The sequence below is a fragment of the Rhodococcus sp. NPDC056960 genome (genome assembly GCF_042674125.1).
Taxonomy (GTDB): domain Bacteria; phylum Actinomycetota; class Actinomycetes; order Mycobacteriales; family Mycobacteriaceae; genus Rhodococcus_F.
Window position 1 is genome coordinate 193,469 of record NZ_JBHURF010000008.1, and the last position, 25,470, is coordinate 218,938.

The window sequence follows — 25,470 nt, forward strand, 5'->3', positions numbered from 1 at the left end:
GCCGACACGCGGGCGCCGGAGAGCTCAGCTCTTGTCGACGCTGTGCCGTCCGCCTGACTTCTCGTCGGCCTCCATGGCCTCACGCAGGCTCTTCGGCCGCATGTCGGTCCAGTTCTTCTCCACGTACTCGAGGCATGCAGCCCGGCTTTCCTCGCCGAAAACCACGCGCCAGCCTGCCGGCACCTCAGAGAACGTGGGCCACAGTGAGTGCTGGTCCTCGTCGTTCACCAGCACGTAGAAGCGGCCTTCTTCGTCATCGAATGGATTGGTGCTCATCTCGCCTCGCTTGTCGCATACGTGTCCTGTGCGTTCACACTAGCAAGCGTGCCGTTACGGCCACGCCTTGTTACGACAGATGTAACGATCTCTCCCGCCCGCACGGCAACGTTCGACAGGAGCGACGACGTGATTCCGTGCGTTTTCTCCGTGCCGCCCTGCAGATAGATTCCCGCTGTGACGTCCGGCGAAACCGCCAATCTGTAATCTCGTCCCACGTCCCTCGGCGGGTGGGTCTTCGGCGCGAGATCGCCGAGCAGGGGTTCTAGGGGTGCAGGGGTGAACCCGGTGGCCAGAATCAGTGCGTCGCAAGAGAGAGTGTCGGTGAGTCCGTCCACACCGCTGCGCACCGCGACCTCGATTCCGTCGGAAGTCTCGTCGACGGCAACGATCTCCGACGCGCGGCGCATGAACAGGCGCCGGCGTCCCCGCACCCGTTCCTGGTATTCCGTGGCGTACAGCTCGTTGATGAGCTCGATGTCGACCACCGAATAGTTAGTGCTCCTATGGACATCCAGCAGTCGCAGTCGCTCCTCCTCGGGGGCGCCGTGCAGATCGTCCACGGCCTCCGGATCGAAGATGCGGTTGGCGTACGGACTGTCGTCGGCCGGGCTGTAGCCGTACCGCGAGAAGACGCTGTGGACTTCGGCTTCGGGGTAGTTTCCGTGCAGGTACTGCACGATCTCGGCGGCGCTCTGCCCCGCTCCGAGGACGACGAACCGGTGGTGGACCGGCGCCGGCATCCGACCGAGCCGGAACAGGAACTGGTGGTTGTGGAAGCAGCGCGCAGAGGGGTTGGCCCACTCCGGGATTCGTTCCCGCAGCCCGGCGCCCATCACCACGTTGCGGGCGATGACGGCGGTGCCGTCGGCGGCACGGACCTCGAAACGGTCGATCAGCCCGTCGTCACCGCGGATTCCGCGGACCGTCTCCACCGCGGTGGAGTACCGCACGTCGGCATCCACGCGACGCGCCGCCCACCGCAGGTAGTCGTGAAACTCGTGCCGCGTCGGGAAGAAGGTCTGATGGTTGACGAAGTCGACGAGGCGGCCCTGATCGAACAGGTAATTGAAGAAAGTGAAGGCGCTACGCGGATTCCGGAACGTCACCAGATCCTTCGGGAACGCGATCTGCATGGTCGCGCCGTCGAGCAGCATCCCGGGATGCCACCCGAATCGTTCCTGCTTCTCGAAGAACTGCGCGCTGATCCGCTCGCCCGGCGAGCACTCCGCATTGTGTTCCTCGATGGCGATGGCCAGGGCGAGGTTGGCGGGACCGAATCCGACACCCACGACATCTCGCACCGGGAGATCTGTACCGACCGTTTCCGGCGATTCACTCATAGCTCGCTGTCCGTCCTCGACGCCGCGCCGCACCCGACCCAGCTGCCGTCCGCCTTCCGAAAAGATAGTGAAGCCTATCCTTATTTCCAGCACAGTACCAAGTAGATCCGGCCTCCACGGCGGCCAAGTCGGCCCCGGAACTGCGATCTAGATCACTCGTGATCATCGGGCTCCTTCGGCCCATGCGGTGACCAGCGCCGACAACTCCGACGCCCAGCCACGGACCGTCTCGGCGTCCAGCACGTCCGAGGCGAACGAGAAATACGCGTGCACCGGACCGTCCCCGATCGGCTCGTAGAAGCTCAGTGTCAGATCCGAATCCGGAACACCCACCGGCACCGGCATCAGGCCCCCGAGCGCGTCGAGATGACCGAGGCGGGCCTGTTCGTGGTGCACGAGCATGATCTGCGGACGAAGCACCGACGTCTCGCCGAGTGCCTCCGCGACGTCGGCGAACGGCACGTCCTGGTGGTCCAGCGCATCGAGATTCGCGGCGCGGATACGCCGCAGCAACTCCACCGGATCGGGATCGCCGCTCGTATCCGTGCGCAACAGAACGATATTGAAGAAGCAGCCCACCAGCGCGTCCAGCACCTCCTCGGTTCGTCCCGCGACCAGCGATCCCAGCGGGAGGTCCGTGCCGGCGCCGTACCGCGTCAGCACGGTGGCGAGTGCGGCCTGCAACACCATGAACAGGCTCGTTCCGGTCTCGCTCGCGAATGTCGCGACCGCACCGCGGAGTTCCGCGTCGATCTCGAGGGGCACGATCTCCGCCGTCCGCGGACCGCGCACCGTCGGGGCCGGCAGTTCGAGCCGGGACGGCATGCCGTCCAGCGTGTCCGTCCAGTAGGCGAGCTGACGGGACCGCCGGCTGTCCGGATTCGCCGGATCGCCGAGGAGTGCCTGCGACCACACGACGTAGTCGGCGTACCCGACGGGCAGCGGCTCCCACGCCGGTTCCCGGTCGTCCGAGCGGGCGGCGTACGCGCCCATCAGATCACCGAGCAGCGGCACCACCGACCACTCGTCGACCGCGATGTAGTGCATCGCCAGGAGCAACGCCTGCGTGCCGTCGGCACCGGTCACGAGGTGCGCCCGCAGCGGGGCCTGCGCGGTGAGATCGAGTGGCTGCTGCGCCAACTCGAAGACGGCGCGGTGGACGTCGCCGTCCCCGACGTCGACCAGTTCGAGCGCGGGCCACACCGCGTCCCGGGCGACGACGGTGTCGCCGGCCTCCACGTACACGGTCCGCAGCGGTTCGTGCCGGGACGTGACGTCGTCGAGCGCCCGCGCCAGGATCTCCGGGTCGACGGCATCGCGAAGCTGCAGCGACAACGCATGACTGGCCGTCGCCTCGGCGCCGGCCTCCCGGAACCGGTTCCAGAACCGAAGTTGCGGCCCGGACAGCGGTACCACCTCCGGCCGCGGATCCGCCACCGTCAGTACCGGTCTGCCGGTGGCGGCGGCCGCCGCGACGATCGCGGCCAGTTCGGCCACCGTGGAACTGTCGAACACGTCCCGGATTCCGATGTCGACGGCGAATCGCCGGCGGATGCGCCCCACCAACCGCATCGACGCCATCGAGTTGCCGCCGAGGTCGAAGAAGTTGTCGTGGATGCCCACCGACGGCAAGTGCAGGATGTCGGCGAACGCGTCGGCGATCTCCTTCTGCTCCGGCGTCCGCGGCGTGCCGTCCCCGGTGAGCGCCGACCAGTCGGGCACCGGGAGTGCCTTCCGGTCGAGTTTGCCGTTGGGTGTGAGCGGCAGATCGCCGTCCAGCACGACCACCAGCGTCGGCACCATGTAGTCGGGCAACCGCGCAGCGGCGTGCTCCCGCACCGCCCGCGGATCGATCTCCCCGGTCCCGCGACCGTCGGTCGCCGTCACGTAGCCCACGATCCGGACGATGTCACCGGACCGATCCGCCACCACCGCAGACTGCTTCACCGCCGGATGGCTGCCGAGGGCGGCGATGATCTCGCCGAGCTCGATGCGGAATCCGCGGATCTTCACCTGGTCGTCGACGCGCCCGAGGAAGTCGATGTTGCCGTCGGCGCGCCAGCGGGCCCGGTCGCCGGTCCGGTACATCCGGGTGCCCGGTTCACCGAACGGGTTGGTCACGAACCGTCCCGACGTGAGGTCGGACCTGCCGAGGTATCCGCGGGCCAGACCACGGCCTGCGATGTACAACTCGCCCGCCACCCCGGGCGGCACCGGGTGGAGGCGGTCGTCGAGGACGTACGCCTGCTCGTTGGGATCGGGGATGCCGATCGGGACAGCCGAATTCCAGCCGGGCTGCGCCTGCCACAGCGTGTTGTTGACAGTGGCCTCGGTGAGGCCGTACGCGGCCAGGAGGTTGAGTCGTTCCGCCCAGCGTCCGATCAGTTCCGGCGGCACGGTTTCCGTGCCCACCAGCACCGTGCACCCGTCCGGGACGTCGCACCCCGGCGGCAGCGCCGCCAGCAGGGACGGCGGAATGATCGCGTGCGTCACGCCGTGGTGGGTCATGAACTCGGTGAGTTCCGGTCCGGCGACGCGGGACTCGTCAGGCACGATCACCAGCCGGGATCCCGTGCACAGGGCCATCGACAGCTCGAAGACCGCGACGTCGAATCCGATCGACGCGAACTGCATCACCACCGACCCCGGCACCAGCTTCATCCGCTGTTCGGCGGTGGCGACGAGGCTGGGGATTCCGTCGTGAGTGAGGATCGCGCCCTTGGGTTTACCGGTGGAGCCCGACGTGTAGATCACGTATGCGGCGTGGTCCAGTCCGCGCGGGGGCTGCGGCAGCCGTTCGTCTCCCTCGGTCCCGAGTTCGGCGGCGACGGAGGCGTCGTCGAGGAGGACGCGGTCGAGTCCGTCGACGTCGGCGATGCGCGGGCTCTCCCCCACCGTGGTCACCAGCAGCCGCGCGGCGGAGTCGGCGAGCATGTAGGAGATGCGGTCGGACGGGTGGTTCAGGTCGAGCGGCAGGTAGGCGGCGCCGAGTCTCAGCACACCGAGCACGACCGCCACCATCTGCGCCGACCGCGGAACTGCCAGTCCCACCACGTCTTCGACGGTGACACCGCGGCGGCGCAGCAGTGCGGCCACGCGGTCGGCGCGCACGCTCAGCTCGGCATACGTCACCTCACCGTCGGCGTCGACCACGGCGACGGCGTCCGGTGTCGCGGCGACGTGGCGCGCGAACGCCTCGGAGAACGTCTCCTCCGCCACCGGATGCGCGGTGTCGTTGAAACCCCGCACCACGAGTTCACGCTCGTCGCCGAGGAACACGTCGAGGTCGCCGACCGGGATACCCGGATCGGAGGCGACGGCGTCGAGCACGGTGACGTGCCTGCGGGCGATCTTCTCCGCGGTGTCCCGGTCGAACAGGTCGGAACCGTATTCGACGCGCAGCTCCACCCGGTCGTCGTCGAGGTGCTCGGTGAAGTTGAACACCAGGTCGAACTTGGCGGTACGTTCCTCGAACGACACCGGCACGAGGGCGAGACCAGGCGCGAGCGCCGCCTCGGACGTGCGGCTGTGGTAGCCGACCATCACCTGGAACAGCGGGTTCCGGGCCAGGGTGCGCGCCGGATTCACCTTCTCCACCACGGTTTCGAACGGCACGTCCGCGTGGGAGAACGCCGCCAGGTCCGTGTCCCGGACTCGTGCGAGAAGTTGGTCGAACGTGGGGTTGCCCGATACGTCCGTCCGCAACACCACGGTGTTGACGAAGAATCCGATCAGGTCGTCGAGACCCTGTTCGCTGCGGCCCGCGACCGGCGCGCCGATCGGCAGGTCGTCGCCCGCACCCAGGCGGTGCAGCAGTGCCGCCGACGCCGCGTGCAGCAGCATGAACATGCTGGTGCCCGACGTCCGCGCGAGCGAGCGCAGGGCCCGCGTCGTCGCGGCGTCCAGCGTCGTCTCGACGACGCCGCCCGCGAAACTCGGTCGCGCCGGTCGGGTCCGGTCGGCGGGGAGCACCAACTCTTCCGGTGCCCCGTCGAGGGTTTTCGCCCAGTAGTCGAGTTGACGGGCGACGACGCTGGCCGGGTCCTGCGGATCGCCCAGGACGTCGCGCTGCCACAGTGTGTAGTCGGCGTACTGCACGTCCAGCGGAGCCCACCCCGGCGCGGAACCCTGTCCGCGGGCGGCGTACGCCGTCATAAGGTCCCCCAGGAACGGGCGATCCGACCATTCGTCGGTGGCGATGTGGTGCAGCACGATGGCCAGCACCTGCTCGTCCGCGAGCCGGATGAGGCTCGCGCGCACCGGGATCTCCGTGGCCAGGTCGAACGGGCGGCCGACGGTCTCCGTGACGAGCCGCACCAGATCGGCCTCGGTGCCGTCGACCACCGTGACGTCGGGGCGGGCGTCGTCCAGGATCACCTGCACGGGTTCGCCGTCGTGCTCCCCGAACACGGTGCGCAGCGATTCGTGCCGCAACACGACATCGGTGAGCGCCTGCTCGAACAGCTCGGGGTCCAGGGCGCCCTGCAGTCGCAGGACGACAGGGAAGTTGTAAGCAGCCGACGCTCCCTCCATCTGCTGGAGTAGCCACAGCCGTTGCTGCGCCGCGGAAAGCGGCAGATGTTCGGGCCGTGGCCGGGCCACCAGCACCGGACGCGTCGACCCGGTGTCTGCCCCGATCCGGGTGGCGAGTTCCGCCACGGTCGGCGCCTCGAACAGGTCGCGCATGGCCAGGTCGGTGTCGAGCGCGGCCCGGGCCCTGCTGATCAGCCGGGTGGCCAGCAACGAATGACCGCCGAGGTCGAAGAAGTTGTCGTCGACCCCGGGGGCGGGGACGCCGAGGATCTCACCGAACAAGTCGGCCAGCACCCGTTCAGTGCCGGTGCGGGGTTCCGTTCGGGCACCGCCGATCCGGCCGAGGACGTCGTCCGCCGACGGCAGCGCCTTCACGTCGAGTTTGCCGTTCACCGTCATCGGCAGGCTGTCGACCTCGATGACCGCGGCTGGCACCATGTAGTCGGGCAACGTTGCGCGCAGCGCCCGTGAGTACTTGTTAACGTCCCGCGGTTGATAAGTACTCACGACTGCGTAGCCGACCAGCCGTTTGAACCCGCCCGGGCCTGAATCGACGACGACGGCAGCCTGGCGCACGCCGTCCAGCGCTTCGAGCGCGGACGCGATTTCGCCGAGTTCCACCCGGTGACCGCGGATCTTGACCTGATCGTCGGTGCGGCCCAGGAAGTCGAGGTTCCCGTCCGATGCGCGGCGGACGAGGTCGCCCGTCCGATACATACGTACGGACTCCCGGAACGGGTCGGCGACGAAGCGTTCCGCCGTCAGCGCGAACCGGTCGAGGTAGCCGCGCGCCAACCCGACCCCGGAAATGTACAGCTCACCGGGTACGCCGTCCGGGACCGGACGCAGCCAGGCGTCCAGCACGTACGCGGACGTGTTCCAGATCGGGGTGCCGACGGTGGGTGTCGCGCTGTCGGCAGTGCCGGCGCCGAGGGTGTTGATCGTGTACTCGGTGGGACCGTACAGGTTGTATCCGGCCGTTCCGTCCGTGTCGCGCAACCGGTTCCACACCGAATCCGACACCGCCTCGCCGCCGAGGAGCACCAGCGGCGGCCGGTGCCTGCCGGGACCGTCGTCGAGGAGACCCTCCTCGATCAGATGCTGCGCGTACGTCGGTGTCACGTTGACGACGTCGATCTCGTGGGTGTCGCAGTAGGCGACGAGCGCCTCGGCGTCGCGCCGGAGGTTCTCGTCGCAGATGTGGACCTCGTGACCTTCCACGAGCCACAGCAATTCCTCCCACGACATGTCGAAGGCGAACGACACGGTGTGGGCGATGCGGAGGCGCCGACCGGCCGCCGCGGCCACGACCGGCTCGAAGATCGCCTCGCGGTGGTTGAACTGCATGTTGGTGAGGCCGCGGTAGGGCGTCACGACACCCTTCGGCTTGCCCGTGGACCCGGACGTGTAGATGACGTAGGCCGGATGGTCCAGGCGACCGGGGGTCCCGGACGCGAATCCGCCGAGTTCCGCATCGGACAACGGTCCGGACGCGACCGCGCCGAAGTCCAGGGTGTCGACGACCAGGGTGTCGACCGCCGCGGCGGCGAGCGTTCCGGCGACACCCGACGTGGTGACCAGGACCGTCGGTCGTGCGTCATCGAGCATCCCGACGAGACGCTCGGCCGGGTGGTCCAGTTCGAGTGGCAGGTATGCGGATCCGGTGCGCAGGACGGCGAACAGCGCCACCACCATCTCCACCGACCGCGGCAGTGCGAGCGCGACGATGCGTTCCGGGCCCGCGCCGTGGCGCAGCAGGAGCCGGGCCATCCGGTTCACGTCGGCGTCGAGTTCGGCGTAGCCGACGGTGCTGTCACCGAACACCAGCGCGGTCTCCTCGGACCGGAGACGGGCCGCGTCGGCGAACAGGTCGGCGATGGTCGCGTCGGGCAGCGGCTTCGGTTCGAACGGCAATGGTGCTGCGGCACCGCTGATTCCGCCGACCGGACCCGACAGGTCGGTGGACCACTGCTCGAGCACGGTCAGGTACCGCGACAGCATGGCCTCGACCCGCGACTCCGCGATCTCCTCGGGGTGGAACTCGAATTTCACCTTCACGCTCGCACCCGGTGTCACGACGACGGTGACCGGGTAGTGCGTGTGGTCGATGCTGTCGCCGCCGCTGATGTCGTGGGCGTCGTTGAGCGCCGACACCTGCTTCTCGTCGACGAAGTTCTGCAGCACGTACAGCACGTCGAACAGCTGCCGGTGCTCGGACACACGCTGGATGGAGGCGAGCCCGAGGTAGTCGTACGGGGTGAGCGCGAGCCGCTCGGACTGGGTGCGGCGCAGCAGATCCGCGACGGTCTCGTCGGGTCGGAGCGTCATCCGGACGGGGACGGTGTTGAGGAACATGCCTGCCACCGCGTCGATGCCCGGGACCTCCGGTGGGCGCCCGGCCACGGTCGTTCCGAACACGAGGTCCTGCCGCCCGGTCTCGATGCCGAGCACGACGGCGAGCGCGGCGTTCATCACCGCGTTGAACGTGACACCGGCGCCGCGGGCACCGGCACGCAGTCGTTCGCTCAGTTCCCCGGACAGCACGGCGTCGCGGCGCTGCGGTGGCTGCGGCTCCCCGGTGACGGTCGCGGCGAGGAGGGTCGGTTCGTCGAGACCGCGGAGCGCGTCGGTCCACGCGGACTGCGCGGCCTCCGCATCCTGCGCGGCCAGCCAGTGCAGATAGTCCTCGAACGAGCCCTCGGGGACCCCGAATCCGGAGTCGTCGCCGCCCGATTCGTAGAGGGCGAGCAACTGGCTCACGACGAGGCCGTTGGACCATCCGTCCCACAGCAGGAATTGCCGGTTTACGACCAATCGGTCGTGGGAGTCGCCGAGGCGCAGCACCATCGCCCGCCACAGCGGCGGGGAGGTGAGGTCGAACGGCGTCAGCCGGTCCTGCGCCGTCACCTGCTCGGCGTAGGAGCCGCGTTCGGATTCGTCGAGTTCACGCAGGTCGAATTCGGTGATCGGGACGTCCAGGCCGGCGCCGAAGAACTGGACGGGCGCAGGGAGTCCTTCACTGACGAATCCCGCGCGCAGCGTGGGGTTGCGCCGCTGCAGGGTACGCAGCGCAGCAGCGAGACGTTCGGCGTCGAGGCGGTGCGCGAAGTCGAGCGAGAACTGTGCCGTGTAGATGTCGGGACCGGCGTCGAACCCTGCCTGGAAGTACAGCCCCTCCTGCAGCGGCGACAGCGGCAGCACCGTGTCGACCCCGCTCGGGCTCGCCTCCACGATCCGGTCGATCTCCGCCTGCGTCAGCGTCACGAGCGGCAGGTCGGACGGTGTCAGCATCGCCGGTCCGTCGTGTTCCGCGGCGGCGGCGGCCAGCTCACGAAGTGCCGTCACCCAGCCGTCGCTCAATGCGGCGACGTCGGCCTCGCTCAGGTCGGGCTCCGACCAGGCGAACACGGCCTGCAGTTCGGCGCCGTCCGCCGACTCCTCGCACAGGGCGTTGATCACCAGCCGGTACGGACCGCCGAGATCGGCGTCGGGATCGGTGACCAGGGAATCGGATTCGACCGCCGGTGTCCACGCACCCGTCGGGGTGTGCGGCATGCGCCCCAGGTAGTTGAACAGCACCTGCGACTCCGAGCGCGCCGCCAGCAGTCCCGCGGTGCGGGCGTTGACGTACCGCAGCATGCCGTAGCCGATGCCGCCGTCGGGGGCGCCGCGCAGCCGTTCCTTGACGTCCCCGAGCGTCGCGAGCGCACCCCCGCGGCTGCGCAACCGGACAGGGGTGACGTTGGTGAGCCAGCCGACCGTCCTGGAGAGATCCACGCCCTCGGCGAGTTCTTCGCGGCCGTGCCGCTCGAGATCCACCAGCAGGTCGTGGTCGCGTCCCCGCGCGGCGAGCCACCGGTCCGCCGAGAGCCGCAGGGCAGCCAGCAGCACGTCGGTGACGTCGGCGCGGACCACTCCGGGAACGGTGGTCAACAGGGCCGTCGTGAGGTCCGGGTCGAGCCGCACGGTCAGCCGCGCACCGCTGCTCACCACGGCGTGCCCGTCGGTGCCGGGCACCAGATCGGCGCCGGGTTCGGTGATCCGCACCCAGTGGTCGAGTTCGGCGAGGCGGACGGGTTCCTGCGCCTGCTCGGTGACGATGCGGGCGAATCCGCGCAGCGATGTGGGCACCGGGTCGAGCGCCGCGTCCTCACCACTGTCGGCGGCCACCCACGCCATCGCGAGGTCTTCGATCAGCGTCCGCCACGACACTCCGTCGATCACCAGGTGGTGCGCGACGAGCAGCAGCCTGCCCAGCTCGGACGGGCCCGCGTCGAACCACACGGCCGACAGCATGGCCGCGGCGTCAGGGTCGAGCCGGTCGGTGGCGGCGTCGGATTCTGCTGCCACCACCTCGCGCAGCGCGGCCGCGTCGAGTCCGGTGACGTCGACGCGATGCAGGTGCAGGTCGGCGGATTCGGTGATCTCGAGAGACCACACCCCCGGTGCGTGCCGGATGAGCTTCTGCCGCAGGCCGTCGTGGTGGGCGATCACCGAGCGCAGCGCCGCCGCGAGGACGGCACTGCTCGTGCCCGCCGGCGTGTGCAGGAGGACGGACTGGTTGAAGCGGCTCTTACCGCCGCTCCACTCCGACAGCCGATGGACCACGGGAAGGGGCAGCAGGACACCGGCTCCCGTGTCGTCCACGCGCGGGGCCGCGGCGACCGCTGTCGTCGCCGACAGCCGGGCGAGCGCGGACGGGGTCCGCTGTTCGAAGATCTGGCGCGGGGTGATGGTGATTCCCTCGCGGCGAGCGAGATTCACCAGCCGGATGGCCAGGATGCTGTCGCCGCCGAGCGCGAAGAAGTCGTCGTCGACGCCGACGGTCCCGAGCCCGAGCACCTCGGCGTAGTGGGCGGCCAGCACGCCCGCAGGCCCGCCCTCACCGGCCGGCGCCGCGGTCACCTGAGCGGAAAAGTCGGGCGCGGGAAGCGCTTTACGGTTCAGCTTCCCGCTGGGGCCGAGCGGAAACTCCGCCAGCGTCACGAACGCGACGGGCACCATGAACTCCGGCAGGGCCCCGGCCAGGCGCGCACGGACGTCGTCGAGATCGGCGTCCCCGACGACATACCCGACCAACTGCTGCTGACCCGGCCGGTCGGAGCGCACGACGGCCGCGGCCTGCCGCACACCCGGGCAGGCCGCGATGTGCGACTCGATCTCACCGAGCTCGATGCGGAACCCGCGCAGCTTCACCTGGTCGTCCACCCGGCCGAGGTACTCGACCGCGCCGTCGCCGTTCACCCGGGCGACGTCACCGGTGCGGTACATGCGGGACCCGTTGCGGGAGATCGGATCGGCGACGAACCGCTCCGCACTCAACCCGGGCCTGCCCAGGTAGCCGCGGGCCAGCTGCGGCCCCGACAGATACAGCTCACCCGGGGCACCGGCGGGCACCGGCTGCAGGTAACGGTCGAGCACGTAGAGACCGGTGTTGGACGTCGGCAGGCCGATCGGGACGGACGGCGCCCCCGCGTCGATCCCCTGTACGGACGCCGCATAGCTGACGTCGACCGACGCCTCGGTGGGACCGTAGAGGTTGTCGAGTTCCACTCCGGGCAGGAGTTCGGCGACGCGTCGGGCGGACGCGACGGGAAGCGCCTCACCGCTGCAGGAGATGATCCGCAGACCGGTGCACCGGGCCGCCGCGGGCTCGACGAGGAACACCTCGAGCATCGAGGGCACGAAATGCACGCGCGTGATCGACTGCCGGACGATGACGTCGGCGAGGTATGCCGGGTCCCTGTGACCGTCGGGTCGCGCGAGCACGAGGGTCGCCCCGGCGAGGAGCGGCCCGAAGAATTCCAGCACGGACACGTCGAAGCTGGACGGCGTCTTCTGGAACACGTTGTCCGACGCGGTGATCGGACGGAACCGCTGCACCCACAGCAGCCGGTTGACGATGCCGGCGTGCGGTACGACGACACCCTTGGGCCGACCCGTCGAACCGGACGTGTAGATCACGTACGCGGGGTGCTGCGGCGCGAGCGCGATGCCGCTCAGCGGCTCGGGCGAGTACCCGTCGGCGTCGGACACCCGGACCTGCGGAACGCCGGAACCGGCCAGGGGCACGGTGCCGTCGGTGAGGACGCAGACCGGTTGCGCGTCGTCGACCATGTACGCGAGCCGATCGGCCGGATACCCGGTGTCGAGCGGAACGTACGCGCCGCCCGCCTTCCCGACCGCGAGCAGCGCGACCATCAGGTCCAGCGAACGGGGCAGTGCCACCGCGACTTTCGACTCCGGCGCCACCCCGCGCTCGACGAGCAGCCGGGCGAGGCGGTTGGCGCGCGCGTGCAGTTCCGCGTACGTGAGGTGTTCGTCCTCGAACACGACGGCCACCGCGTCGGGTGTCCGCGCGGCCTGCTCCTCGAGCAGCGCCGTCACCGTCGTGTCGGGGAAGTCGGCCTGCACGTCGCGCAGTGCCGCGCCGATCGGCTCCCGCGACGCCAGCGCGACGGAGGACACGGGCTGGTCGGCGTCCCGGGTCAGCTCCGCGAGGTACGCCACGGTCGCCTCGGCGAACCGGGTCGCGGTCGCCGCGTCGATGCGGGCAGCGTCGTACTTGAGTTCGAGGGTCAGCGCGTCACCGGGCACGACGATCAGCGTCATCGGATAGGGCGGGTGCTCGTCGAAGCGGATGTCGGTCAGCTGCACGGCACCGGTGGGATCGGCGACCGCGCCGTCGCCGAGCGGGTAGTTCTCGAACACGACCAGCGTCTCGAACAGGTTCTGCAGTCCCGCTTCCCTGCGTAGCTCGGGCAGTCCGAGGTACTGGTGGTCGAGCAGGACCGACTGCTCGTCCTGCCAGCGCGCGAGCGTGCCGGCCACCGTGTCGGTGGGCCGGAAGCGCAACCGGGTGGGGACGGTGTTGATGAACAGGCCCACCATGGTCTCGATGCCGGGCAGATCGCCGCCGCGACCCGACACCGTCGAGCCGAACAGCACGTCCTCCCGGCCGGTGAGGCGGCCCAGGACCAGACCCCAGGTGCCGTGCACGAGTGTGCTGAGCGTCAGTCCCCGGGCCCGTCCCACGGCCGTGAGCGCGGCCGTGGCGTCCGACGGCAGCGCGGCCCGCACACTGCGGATCCCGGACTCCCGTGTCGATGCGGGCGTCGGCAGTTCCCCGGGTTCGGGGGCGTCGGCGAGCGCGTCCCGCCACACCGCGAGCGACGCCTGACGGTCCCGTGCGCCCAGCCAGTCGAGGTAGGAGCGGTACGGCGTGGGCGTCGGCAGCGCCAGCGGCGTCCCGTCGACGCTGTACAGCGCCATCAGCTCCCGCAGCATCACCGGCACCGACCATCCGTCGGCGACGATGTGGTGAATCGACTGCAGCAGAAGGAACTTCCGGTCCTCCGTCCGGGCGAGCGTGTACCGCAGCAGGGGGGCGCGGCCGAAGTCGAAGCCCCGCGCCCGGTCGGCCGCCAGCACCTCGTCCACGCGTCTGCCCGGCTCCGGCGTTCCGGTGAGGTCCAGCACCTCCATCGGTACCCGGACGTCGTCCCGGACCACCTGCACCACCCGGCCGTCCGACACCGCCTGCACCCCGGCGCGGAGGGCGGCGTGCCGGTCGACGACCGCCTGCAGCCCGCGGTGCAGCGCCGTCGCGTCGACGGACCCGGTCAGTTCGATCACCTGCTGCACGACGTACGGGTCCGTGCCGGTGTCCTCGAACGCCGACTGGAAGTAGATGCCCTCCTGCAGTGGCGTCAGCGGGAGCACGTCGGCGGGCTCCGCCAGCGCGTCCACATCCGATTGCGTCAGCGACACCAGCGGGAAGTCGGACGGGGTGTGGCCGCCGAGACGGTCGATGCCGGCCAGCGCCCGCAGTACCGCGGTCCATTCGGCGGCGAGCGCCTCGACAGCGCGGCGGGTGAGCACACCGGGCGCCCACGTCAGCGTGGTCGTCAGCGTCGGTCCGTCGGCGCCGTCCTCGGCGATCACGTCGAACGCGAGGACGTGTCCGAGCGGCATCCGCGGGTCGTCGGCGCCGCCCATGGCGCGGGGCAGCCAGTCGACGCCCTCGCCGGCCGTCACCCGCCCGAGGTAGTTGAACAGCACCTGCGGCGCCGGGGTGTGTGCGAGTTCCGGCCTCGGGGCACCGAGGTGACGCAGTGCGCCGTAGCCGAATCCGGAACCCGGGATGCGGCGCAACTGGTCCTTGACCGCCTTCAGGGCGTCGGCGATACCCGCCTCGTCCGCCGCCGCACCGGGGTCCAGCACCACCGGGTAGACGGTGGTGAACCAGCCGACGGTCCGGGAGAGGTCGAGGGCGGGCCCGTCGCTGCGGCGCACGAGGCCTTCCTCGCGTCCGTGCCCCTCGAGATCGAGGAGCACCGGGCCCGGCCTGCCGTCTCGCCATCTCTGCATCGCCACCGCGACACCGGTGAGGAGTGCGTCGTTGACGTGGCCGTGGAATGCCGCAGGCACGGTGGAGAGCAGCGGCCGGGTGAACTCCGGAGGCAGTGTCACCGTGAGGGTTTCGGCGTCACCCGAGAGATCGACGGCCGGGTCGAGCGCACGCGAGCCGATGAGCGGGTCGGGTGCGGTCGCCACGCCCGACCAGAAGGGCAGATCGTGATCGAAGGCACCCGACCGGGCGTGTTCGTCGAGCAGTTCGGACCAGCGGCGCAGCGACGTCCCGACCGGAGCGAGGTCGGGGACGCCCCCGGCCGCGGCGGCGGTTCCCGCGCGGGCGAGGTCTTCGAGGATGATGCGCCAGGACACCCCGTCGACGACCAGGTGATGTCCGATCAGCAGCAACCGGCCGGGACCCTCGGTCGCGGTGAACAGGACGGCCTGCATCATCGTGCCGGCGTCCGGATCGAGCCGTGCGACGGCCGCCCGCGTCTCGTCGTCGAGTTGCTCTGCGCTGCCGTCGAAGTCGACGACCCGCAGGATGCCGCCCAGGGCGACGGTCGACGGTTCCGGCACGGACAGCGTCCAGTGTTCGCCGCGGACGAGCGTCGCGCGCAGGGCGTCGTGCCGCTCGAGCACGGCGCCCAGGGCGGCGCGTGCTGCAGTCTCGTCGAATTCGGCCGGGGTCTGCACGAGCACCGACTGGTGGAACGCGGCGATCTCGCCGCCCCGCTCGGCGGTCCGGGCGAGGATGGGGGTGCTGCGGACGTCACCGACGGCGACGTCGTCGGAGTCCACGGCGGCCGCGGACCGGCCGTCCTGGGCCCGGGCGAGCGCCTCGGCCGTGCGGAGCTGGAAGATCTCCCGCGGGCTGATCGAGAGACCCTCGCGCCGAGCGTGATTGACCAGCTGGATCGCGACGATGCTGTCGCCGCCCAGCGCGAAGAAGTCGTCGGTGACACCCACCGAGTCCACGCCGAGGACCGCGGCCATCAGCGCACACAGCCTTTCCTCGGCCACGGTGCGCGGCGCGACGTTCTCCCCGGCCGCGCCGAGGTCGGGTTCGGGCAGAGCCCGCCGATCCAGCTTGCCGTTGGGGGTGAGCGGGAACCGGTCGAGGATCACGAAGGCGGACGGCACCATGTATTCCGGCAGCTTCGACGACGCCCACGTGCGGAGCTCGTCGGTATCCGGATCCGAATGCTGCTGCGCGACGACATAGGCGGCGAGATACTTCGCACCCGCGGGGGTCTCCCGCACGACGACGGCACTGTGCCGGACCGCGGGATGCGACACGATGCCCGCCTCGACGTCCTCGAGTTCGAGTCGCATGCCGCGGATCTTCACCTGATTGTCGGCGCGGCCGAGGAAGTCGAGGGTGCCGTCCGCCGCCCACCGCGCGAGGTCACCGGTCCGGTACAACCGGGAGCCGTCCGCCGCGAACGGGTTGGCGACGAAGCGGGACGCCGTCAGCCCCGGCGCGTCCACGTAGCCCCGGCCGAGAAGGAATCCGCCGGCGTAGAGTTCACCGCCCGCGCCGAGCGGCACCGGGTTCAGGTGCTCGTCCAGCACGTACAGCTGGGTATTGGGGTTCGGGCGGCCGATCGACGTCGCGATCCGTGCGGAGTCTTCCCGGTAAATCACATGCGATACACCGATCGTCGCCTCCGCCGGGCCGTAGCCGTGGTACAGGGTGGTGGCGAGTTGCGTGCGGAACCGCTCGAACAGGTCGGGAGTGAGAACCTCACCGCCGCACCACACGTGCTTCAACGCCCCGAGCAGGTCCGTGCCCCGCGACAGGTCGAGCAGCACGTCCAGCATCGACGACACCAGGTACACGAATGTCACGGACTCGCGTGCGATCAGGTCGAGGAGATACTGCGGATCCCGTTCCCCGCCGGGCTCGGCCACCACGAGACGGCCACCCGACACGAGCGGCAGCAGAATCTCGTTGACGGAGATGTCGAACGACAGCGGCGCCTTGAACAGCGCCGCGTCCTCGGCCCCGAATCCGAGGATCTCCTCGCGCTGCCACAGCAGTCGTGCGCAGACGGCCTCGTGCCGGATCATGGCCCCCTTGGGGCGGCCCGTCGAACCCGACGTGAAGATGACATACGCCACCCGCGACCCCTGCACGGTCACCGCGGGCGGTGCGGTGGGCTGATCGGCGTACGCCCACGCCGCGAGATCGACGGGCACGGCCCGCTCCCCCGCGTCCGGCACCCCGCCGGGACCGGTCAGGATCAGCGACGCCCCGGCGTCCGCGAGGACCGACGTCCGCCGGTCGTCCGGCCACGAGGGGTCGAGGGGCACGAACGCGCCACCCGCGCTCATGACGGCGAGCAGTCCGATCACCATCTCCGCGGAGCGCGGAAGTCCGATCGCCACCACGGTTTCCGCGGCGACACCGCGGGCGCGCAGGTGGTGGGACAGCTGTGCCACCCGGTCCCCGAGCTCCCGGTAGGTGAGCCGGGTGTCCCCGGAGATCAGGGCCTCGGCGTCCGGTGTCCGCGAGACCTGGGCGTGGAACAGGTCGGGAACGGTCACCGACTCCTGCGGGCACGCGGTGTCGTTGAACTCCACCAGCAACTGCCGGCGCTCGGCCTCGGTCATCGGATCGAGCGACGCGATGGGCTGCGCCGGGTCGGCGACGAACTGCCCGACGAAGTGCTCGAGCCTGCGGCGATGCTCCTCGAGTTCGGCGCCCAGACCGGCCGGGGCGCGGAGGTCGATCTGGATCGGCTCCGAATCCTGCCCACCGCGGATGGAGAAGTCGAGGTCGCGGACCGGGCCGGTGGCCGAACCCCGCACCCACACCGGAAACCCACCGAACGTCAGCGAATGCTCGAACATCATGGAATTGATTCCGGGACCGAAGATCTGCCGGTCCGGATCGATCGACCGCAGGTCGCGGGCGAGGTCCTCGCCGCGGTAACGCCCGTGCCGGAGCACCGAGATCAGCGTCGTGTCGATGCGGGTGGCGAGTTCACCGACCGTCATCCCGGGATCGACCTGCACCCGGAACGGCAGGATCGTCGAGCACATTCCGGGGATGCGGCGCATTTCGCGCCCGACCCGCGCCGTCATCGGCAGCGACACCGTGAGGTCGCGGCGGCCGGTGACCCGGTGGATGTACGCCACGACCGCGGCGAGCGGCAGTCGGGTGCGCCGGATCCCGGCGTCGGCGGCGAAGGCGTAGACCGCGTCGGCGTCGTCCCCGTCGATCTCGACGAGTGCGGAAATGGGTGTGCCGGAGTAGTCGATCACCTGCGGCAACAGCCGCGGCGGCTCCGGCGCGTCGATCACCTGCCGGATCCAGAATTCGCGGTCGGACGCGAATCGCGCCGACGCGCGGTAGTCACGGTCCGAAACCACGAGGGTGTCGAGCGGCCACGGCGCCGCGGAGGTCCCGAGGTCCGGGTGCTCGTATCGGTCGACGACGTCGGCGACGAGCAGGGTGATGGCGTACCCGTCCATGAGGCTGTGGTGGTAGCGCTGGTACCAGATCACCGACTCGTCGCCGGTACGCAGCAGGGCGTGGTGGAACAGCGGCGCGTCGCCGTCGATGTCGACCGCGGTCAGCATGTCGCGATCCATCCATGCACGCGCTCGCGCGTCGGGATCTTCCTCGCCGCGCAGGTCCACGACGGTCAGGGTCCACGCGTCGGGAGCGGTCGGCACCTGGAACAGTTCGTTGTCGCCGCCCCGCTCGAAGCGCACGTGCAACGCTTCGGCCCGTTCGACGGTCGCCCGGATCGCCGCGGCCGTTCGCTCGAGGTCGATCACGCCGGCGACCTCGACGACGAGCGACAGGTTGTAGACCGGGCTTCCCGGGTTCAGCTGCTGCCCGACCCAGACCTCGGACTGCGGGGCCGTCAGCGGCAGCGCGGCACGCGTCGCAGTGGAGAACGCCGAGGCGGAAGCGAGCTCAGCCGGAAAGGACTGAGGGCGAGCAGCCGCCGAGTGGTCCGGAGACATGGGTGATCCGATCGTCCGTCGAGAGCGCCCGACCAACGAAGGGCACCCGAGGAGTTTAGGTTAGGCTACCCACTAGCAACAAGCCGGTTCGCAGCAAGTTCACAGGTGCCGGATATCACAGCGGCAAATCGAGTTCAATCTCCCCGAATGCGTGTCCCCCGCACCTGAGACGGCGTCGACGGCCCCGAAGCGGGTGCCGCGACACATTTGCGGGCGTAAACATACCGTGCGTCCGTGTGGGCGGCGGACCGCTCGATGCACCCGTTCCGGCCGGCAGACGCCCAGCAACTTATCGGTGCCAGACCGCGGTGTTTCCGCCGAGTCGCTTCGCGGCGTAGAGGGCCGTGTCGGCGTGGTGGAGCAATCCGTCGACCGTGTACGCCGACGTGCTGCGGGCCATCCCCACGCTGATCGTCACGACGAGCAGTTCGTCGCCGACGTCGATCGGCGTCGTGATCGACGAGACCATCAGCGTCACCACGTTCTCGACGTCGATGTCGCCCGCCTCGGGGAGGATCGCCACGAACTCGTCGCCGCCGAGCCGTCCCACCACCGCAGGCGCGACCATCGCGGAGGACAGATGCTCCGACACCGCCTGCAGGATGCGGTCGCCGACACGGTGCCCCCGCGTGTCGTTGACCTCCTTGAATCCGTCGACGTCCAGGAACAGCACCACGGCCGGACCGACGCCGGGGTCGAAGAGTCGCTGCAGGTGCTCGGTGATCGCGGCGCGATTGAGCAGCCCGGTGAGACTGTCGTGCCTGGCTTCGTGGAGGAGGAGAGCGTGCGCCTCGTCCGCCTGCTGCTGGGCGGTGACCTCCGCGGTCACATCCCGGAAATGGATGACGAGGGCGCCGGAATCGGCTGCGGCAGTAACCTCGATCGTCATGCCGGGCGAATACAGCGAATCCACGCGGGTGGTGTGCTCCCGCCCGGTGGCGAGAACCTTGCGGCACAAGGCATCGAAGTAACTGCCCCGAGTTTCGGGAAGCACGTCGGTGACCACCCGGCCCAGCAATTCCTCCCGGGACCGGCGCACGTGCCGCAGACAGCCCGAGTTGGCGTAGATGATCCGCAGGTCGTCGTCGAGCGCCAGAAAACCCAGCCCCACCCGATCGAGCAACGACGCGAGCTGCGCATCGCGTCCGGTGAGGTGCCCGAGTTCGATGACCACCCCCGTCAATTCGGTGGGGACGCCGGAATCGTCGACGGCGACGTCGATGCTGCGGGTGAGGATGTACCGGGTCGACCGGTCCGCCATCACGATCCGGAAGACGCATTCGGCACCCACCGACCCGGTCATGTCGCCGAACATGCGCCGGACCACGTCGATATCCTCGGGATGCACCCGCTGCCGCCACTGCTGGAGGGGCGGCAGGGAACCGTCGTCACCGAAGATGGCCGCGGCCTTGGCGTCCCACCACAGCGCGGCGTTCACGATGTCGTACCGGACGATACCCACCCCGAGACGAGGGACACCCAACGCCATCAGAACCTCGCCGTCACCGTGATCGCCCCCCAGCCGCTCGAAATTCCACCCTACTCACAAGTCGACGGGCGGCGGGGCGTCAGTTGGCGAGGAATTCGAGGAGCACCTTGTTCACCACTTCGGGCTGCTCGAGGTAGCCGTAGTGCCCCACGTCGGAGATCTCGTAGTAGCGGGCCGACGGAATCGCCTCGGCGACCTCGCGGGAGAGATACGGCGGAATCATCCGGTCGTCGGCGAAACCGATGGACAGGCACGGCGTCGTGATCGCGCGGTAGGCCTGACGGCGATCGAAGCTGCGATCCATCTCCATCTGCGCGCGCACGCCGTCCGACGTCCGGCCGCCGCTGAACTCGAACAGGTCGAGCCAGTCGCGGGCAGTGTGCGGGTCGACGAGCGACGCGGGCGACAGGTTCATGACAGCGGTCACGGCAGCGCGGTACTTGGCCGGGAGTTCGACCCCGCTGTCGTGGAGGGCGCGCTCCCCCTCGGTGAGGGTCTGCTGGAAGTAGTCCATGCGGGCATGACCGGCGAGGAAGGCCGCCTTGTGGACCAGGTCGGGCCGGGACAGCGCAAGTTCCTGCGCGACACGGGCACCCATCGAGGTGCCGACGACGCGGGCCGGGCCGCCACCGAGGTGTTCGATCAGTCCTGCCGTGTCCGCGACGAGGTCGTCCATGGTGATGCCGTCGACGCTTTCACCGGACGGCGCAATGCCGCGGTTGTCGAACGTGCAGACGCGGTATCCGGCGTCGATGAGAGCGGGAGTCTGATGGAGATCCCACACCCGCCCCGGACTCCCGGTTCCCATGATGAGCACCACTAAATCGCCGGACCCCTTGACCTGGTAATTCAGGGGGATCCCGTTGATCGTGGCGATCGTCATGTTGCCTTCCTTCCATGGGCGGTCTCACCAAATAGGATTGGATAGCCTAAGCTGGCTCGGATGCCGCTCGCGTGCGGCGTTGACCGACAAGCTCGTCCAGGAGGACCGCGTTGAGAGTCGCCACACTCGGATATCAAACCTGGGGTCACCGTACCCTGCAGGCCCTGCTCGAGTCCGAACATGAGGTCGTGCTCGCGATCACTCACCCCAAGAGCGATCACGTCTACGAGCAGATGTGGGCGGACTCCGTCGCCGATCTGGCCACCGAACACGGCGTGCCCGTGCACATCGCCACCAAGCCGGACGAGGACTTCAAGGCCGCACTCAAGCAGGCCGACCCCGACATCGTCGTCGCCAACAATTGGCGCACCTGGCTGCCGCGGGACATCTTCGACTCGCCCCGCTACGGCACGCTCAACATCCACGATTCGCTCCTGCCCAAGTACACCGGATTCTCCCCGCTCATCTGGGCGCTCATCAACGGTGAGGAAGAAGTAGGCCTCACCGCGCACCTGATGGACGAGGAACTCGACGCCGGCGACATCGTTTTGCAGAGGTCGACGGCCGTCGGGCCGACGGATACCGTCACCGATCTGTTCCACCGCACCGTCGACATGATCGGACCGATCACCCTCGACGCGCTCGAGTTGATCGCGTCCGGCCGCACGGACTGGACACCGCAGGATCGCTCGCAGGCCACGTTCTTCCACAAGCGCGCCCCCGAGGACAGCATCATCGACTGGACGTGGCCCGCCGACGCCATCGAGCGCCTCGTCCGCGCCCAGTCCGACCCGTACCCGAACGCCTTCACCCATTACAAGGGACAGCGTGTCCGGGTTCTGAAGGCCGCCGTGTCCGAAGGAAATTACGGTGGAACGCCCGGGCGTGTCTTCATCCACGAGGGCGACGGAATGGTGATCGTCGCCGGACCCGACGCCCGCACCGGCCGCAACAAGGGCCTGAAGATCCAGCGCGTCCGGCTCGACGACGGCACCGAACTCGCCGGGACCGAATTCTTCCCCCACGGCGGCGGCTACCTCAGCTGAGGGTCCCCGCCCGTACCACCCGGGTGAATGTATCGTTCAACGCCTCAGCAGCGCTGAAAGGTACATTCACCGACGTGTTTCCGGGGCCTACCGCCCCTCCCACGCCGACCACAGTTCCGCGTACCGGCCGCCGGCCGCGACGAGCTGGTCGTGCGGCCCCTCCTCGACGATCCGCCCGTGTTCGAGCACGACCACCCGGTCGGCGGACGCGGCCTGCGTCAACCGGTGGGCCACCACCAACGTCGTGCGACCGCGGGTCGCCGCCTCGGCCGACGCCTCGAGTTCCCGCGCGCCTGCGCTGCCGGCTTCCGCGGTCGCCTCGTCGAGGATCGCGACCCCCGGATTCGCGAGGACGAGCCGCGCGAGTGCCAGTTGCTGCGCCTGGGCGGCGGTCAGCTCGTGACCGCCCTCCCCGACCACGGTCTGAACGCCGTCGTCCAGTGCGGCCACCCAGACGTCGGCACCGACGGCTTTCAACGCCATCGCAACGTCCTCCTCGGACCCGTCGGGCGCGGCGAGCCGAAGGTCGTCGATCAGCGGTCCGGCGAACACGTGGACTTCCTGACTGACGATGGCGACGCGTCGGCGGAGGTCGCCCGGTTCCAGGTCGGTCAACGCGGTTCCCGCGATGCGCACCGCACCGGACGTCGGGACGATCGACCCGGCCGCGATCGCCGCGACCGTCGTCTTGCCCGCCCCGGTCGAGCCGACGAGGGCGACACGTTCGCCGCTCCTCACGTGCAGGCCGATGCCTTGCACCACTTCGTGGCGGCCGTCGTAGGTGTGCCGGACATCCGCGAGTTCGAGCATCGAATCCGCCGACTCCCCGGCGGTGGCGATTCCGCTGCTCGACTCGTCCGCGAGGTCGACGACGCCGACGAGCCGCGCGAGGCTGGCACCCGCCGACTGCACCTCGTCGAACGTGTACATCAGCATGCCGATCGGGTTGAACAGCCGGTGGAAGAGCAGTGCGGCGGTGGTGGTCTGGCCGACGGTCACGATGTCGGCGTTCACCAGCGCGAACCCGGCCGCGAGGATGGTGGCGAGCCCCACGAACTCGGCCCGGTTGCCGCGCCCCGCGAAGCGGGTGAACAACGCGAATACGCCGACGGACAGGTCGCGCGCCTTCTCCGACGCACCGTTGATCTGCCCCAGATGGCTGTCTTCGAGACCGTAGGCGCGCACCGTGCGGGCGCCCTGCATGCTGCTGATCAGGGCCTGCGAACGCTCCCCCATCGCCACGCGTTCGGCGGCGTAGACCGGCGCCGACCGCGGCAGGTACCAGCGCATCGCGAGCGCGTACATCGGCAGCGCGACCATCCCGGCGAGCCCGAGTCGCCAGTCGATGCCGAGCATCGTGACCATGCTCAGCACCACCAGCAGGACAGCGGTGACGAGGTTGGGGACCACGTCGGTGACGGCCTTGCCGATCACCGCCACGTCGTCGCCGACCCGCGACAGCAGGTCGCCCTTCCCGACGCGTTCGACGGTCTGGATCGGCAGCCGGAGCGCCCGGTCGACGGTGCGTTCACGCAGATCGGCCAGGATTCCCTCACCGAGGCTGCGGATGAGGAATGACGCGAACCCGGCGCAGACGCCGCCGATCACCGCGGCGGACGCGATCACCGCGACGACCCACCCGATGGTGGACGGCGGCGCACCGTCCTGCACGCGGTCGACGAGGACGCCGAACACGTAGACGGGGACGAGGGCCATACCCGCGGCGACCGCGGCCACCAGCAGGGTGAAGGCGCTGCGGCCGCGGCGGCGTCCCAGTTCGGATTTCAGCCACGCCCACGTGTCGCGCGCGTTCGCGATGGGCAGCAGTTCATTCATCGCAGGACCGCCTGACGGTAGTTCGCGTCGCGGGCAGCGAGTTGCGCGTGGGTGCCCTCGCCGACCACCGTGCCCTCGTCGAGGACGACGACGCGGTCGGTGACCGACAGCAGCGCGGGGCTGCTCGTGATGAGGATGGTCGTGTGACTCCGGGTGGCGCCGCGGTGCCGCAGGTCGGCGATGCCGCCGGCGATCGTGTGTTCGGTGACGGCGTCGACGGCCGTCGTCGGGTCGTGCAGCACCATCACCGGCGACTGCGCCACCAGCGCTCGCGCGAGCGCGACCCGCTGCCGCTGGCCGCCGGACAGCGACGACCCGCGGTCGGCGACCTGATGGTCGAGCCCGTCGGGGTGTGCTTCGACGACGTCCACCGCCGCGGACGCGGTCAGCGCAGCCTGCACCTCGGCCGACGTCGCGCCGGGCCGTCCCGCGGTGACGTTCGACGCGACGGTGCCGGAGAACAGATCGCCGTTGTGCGGTTCGACGAGCAGCGCGCGGCGAGCCTGCGCGAGATCCGCGTCCGACAGCCTGACCCCGCCCACGGTCACCTCGCCGTCGTAGCGGTCGGGCGGAACCTGCCCGGACAGCAGCGCGGCCAGCGCCTCGGCGTCCTGCGGGCGGTACGCGACGACGCCGAGCAGTTCGCCGGGCGGAACCCGGAGATCCACCGTGCTCAGCGACCGGTAGGACACATCGGTGAGGCTGAGCGTGCTGCCGTCGAGCGCGTGGTCCGGTCCGGCGGGCAGCAGCGGTTCGGCGTCCAGGACCAACGCCAGGCGGTCCGCGGACGCGCGGGACAGGGCCAGGAATCCGGGCAGACCGGCCAGCACGCCCAGCGGTTCGATGAAGAACTGGGACAGCCCGACGACGGTGATCAGCTCGCCGATGGTGATGCGGCCCTCCAGGGCGAACCAGCCGGCGAAACCCGCGACGCCGACCGCGAGCAGGGCGCTGACGGTCATCGACACCCCGGCGAAGACGGCGGAACTCTTCGCCGTGTGCAGGGTGGCGCCGAGCGCGTCGCGGCTGGCCGCCCGGTATCGCCGCGACGCCGACACCTCCGCGCCGATCCCCCGCAACGGCCGGAGCCCGCTCACCAGGTCGGTGGCCATGGCCGAGGCCCGCGCGACCGCGGCCTGCTGGTCGGTGGCCCGGCGGGTGATCAAAGGCGCCGCGAGTTGGAGGAGACCGAGGATGACGGGCGTGCCGATCAGCACGGCGAGTCCGAGCGGGACATCGATCAGCAGCAGCGCGACGGCGGATCCGATGGCCGCGGTGAGGGCGGCCGCCGCGCGCGGTGCGATGTCCGCGATCCAGGCGGCGCGGTCGGCGTCGGACGTCGACACGGACAGCAGCTCGCCGGCCCGGAGGTCGGTGCGCACCCCGCGGGGGTCGAGGATGCGACGTGCCACCTCCATCCGCAGCTGGTGCGCCTCGTTCTGCATCGCGACGACGACGAACCGCGCCCCGTACCGCCAGGCCGCGGTCAACACCAGGAACAGCAGCGCCAGCGCGCACCGCCACACGGCGAGGGCAAGGAGGTCACCGGTGGCGACGGCCCGGTCGACGATCACCCCGATCGAGATCGGGACCAGCGTCTCGGCCACCTGATGCAGGCAGACCAGGACGGTGCCGATGCCCAGCCGGGCACGATTCCGCACCAGCGTGCGACGCAGAATTGCGGTGCCACCAGTCTTCACGCGCGTAACTCCCAACGTCGACGCTTCC

General features: G+C 69.9%; 8 protein-coding genes. 1 reads left to right on the forward strand and 7 read right to left on the reverse strand.

Annotated features, from left to right (window positions below; translation table 11 throughout):
- Positions 1 to 24 precede the first annotated feature (24 nt).
- The 5 genes from ACFTWF_RS14945 to ACFTWF_RS14965 form a co-directional block, all read right to left on the reverse strand.
- Positions 25 to 276: an MbtH family protein gene (locus ACFTWF_RS14945; RefSeq protein WP_005244517.1), complete on the reverse strand. Its 252-nt coding sequence runs from the start codon at positions 274 to 276 to the stop codon at positions 25 to 27.
- Entirely contained in the window at positions 273 to 1,619 is a 1,347-nt protein-coding gene (locus ACFTWF_RS14950) for a lysine N(6)-hydroxylase/L-ornithine N(5)-oxygenase family protein (RefSeq protein ID WP_378461990.1), read from the reverse strand. The genes ACFTWF_RS14945 and ACFTWF_RS14950 overlap by 4 nt, the downstream gene beginning before the upstream one ends.
- A gap of 162 nt (positions 1,620 to 1,781) precedes the next feature.
- Positions 1,782 to 18,488, reverse strand: a complete 16,707-nt coding sequence (locus ACFTWF_RS14955; protein ID WP_378461991.1) for an amino acid adenylation domain-containing protein — start codon at positions 18,486 to 18,488, stop codon at positions 1,782 to 1,784.
- A 289-nt stretch (positions 18,489 to 18,777) separates the two neighbouring features.
- Positions 18,778 to 19,977, reverse strand: coding sequence for a diguanylate cyclase domain-containing protein (locus ACFTWF_RS14960; RefSeq protein WP_378461992.1), 1,200 nt, complete (start codon positions 19,975 to 19,977; stop codon positions 18,778 to 18,780).
- Between the two features lie 79 nt (positions 19,978 to 20,056).
- A complete protein-coding gene (locus tag ACFTWF_RS14965; protein WP_378461993.1) occupies positions 20,057 to 20,860 on the reverse strand; it encodes an alpha/beta fold hydrolase in 804 nt (267 codons plus the stop codon).
- Between the two features lie 110 nt (positions 20,861 to 20,970).
- Between ACFTWF_RS14965 and ACFTWF_RS14970 the strand changes: the two genes are divergently transcribed.
- A complete protein-coding gene (locus tag ACFTWF_RS14970) occupies positions 20,971 to 21,906 on the forward strand; it encodes a methionyl-tRNA formyltransferase (RefSeq protein WP_378461994.1) in 936 nt (311 codons plus the stop codon).
- A gap of 87 nt (positions 21,907 to 21,993) precedes the next feature.
- Here the strand turns inward: ACFTWF_RS14970 and ACFTWF_RS14975 are convergent, their stop codons facing one another.
- Entirely contained in the window at positions 21,994 to 23,742 is a 1,749-nt protein-coding gene (locus ACFTWF_RS14975) for an ABC transporter ATP-binding protein (protein ID WP_378461995.1), read from the reverse strand.
- Positions 23,739 to 25,442, reverse strand: a complete 1,704-nt coding sequence (locus tag ACFTWF_RS14980; protein WP_378461996.1) for an ABC transporter ATP-binding protein — start codon at positions 25,440 to 25,442, stop codon at positions 23,739 to 23,741. The genes ACFTWF_RS14975 and ACFTWF_RS14980 overlap by 4 nt, the downstream gene beginning before the upstream one ends.
- Positions 25,443 to 25,470 lie beyond the last annotated feature (28 nt).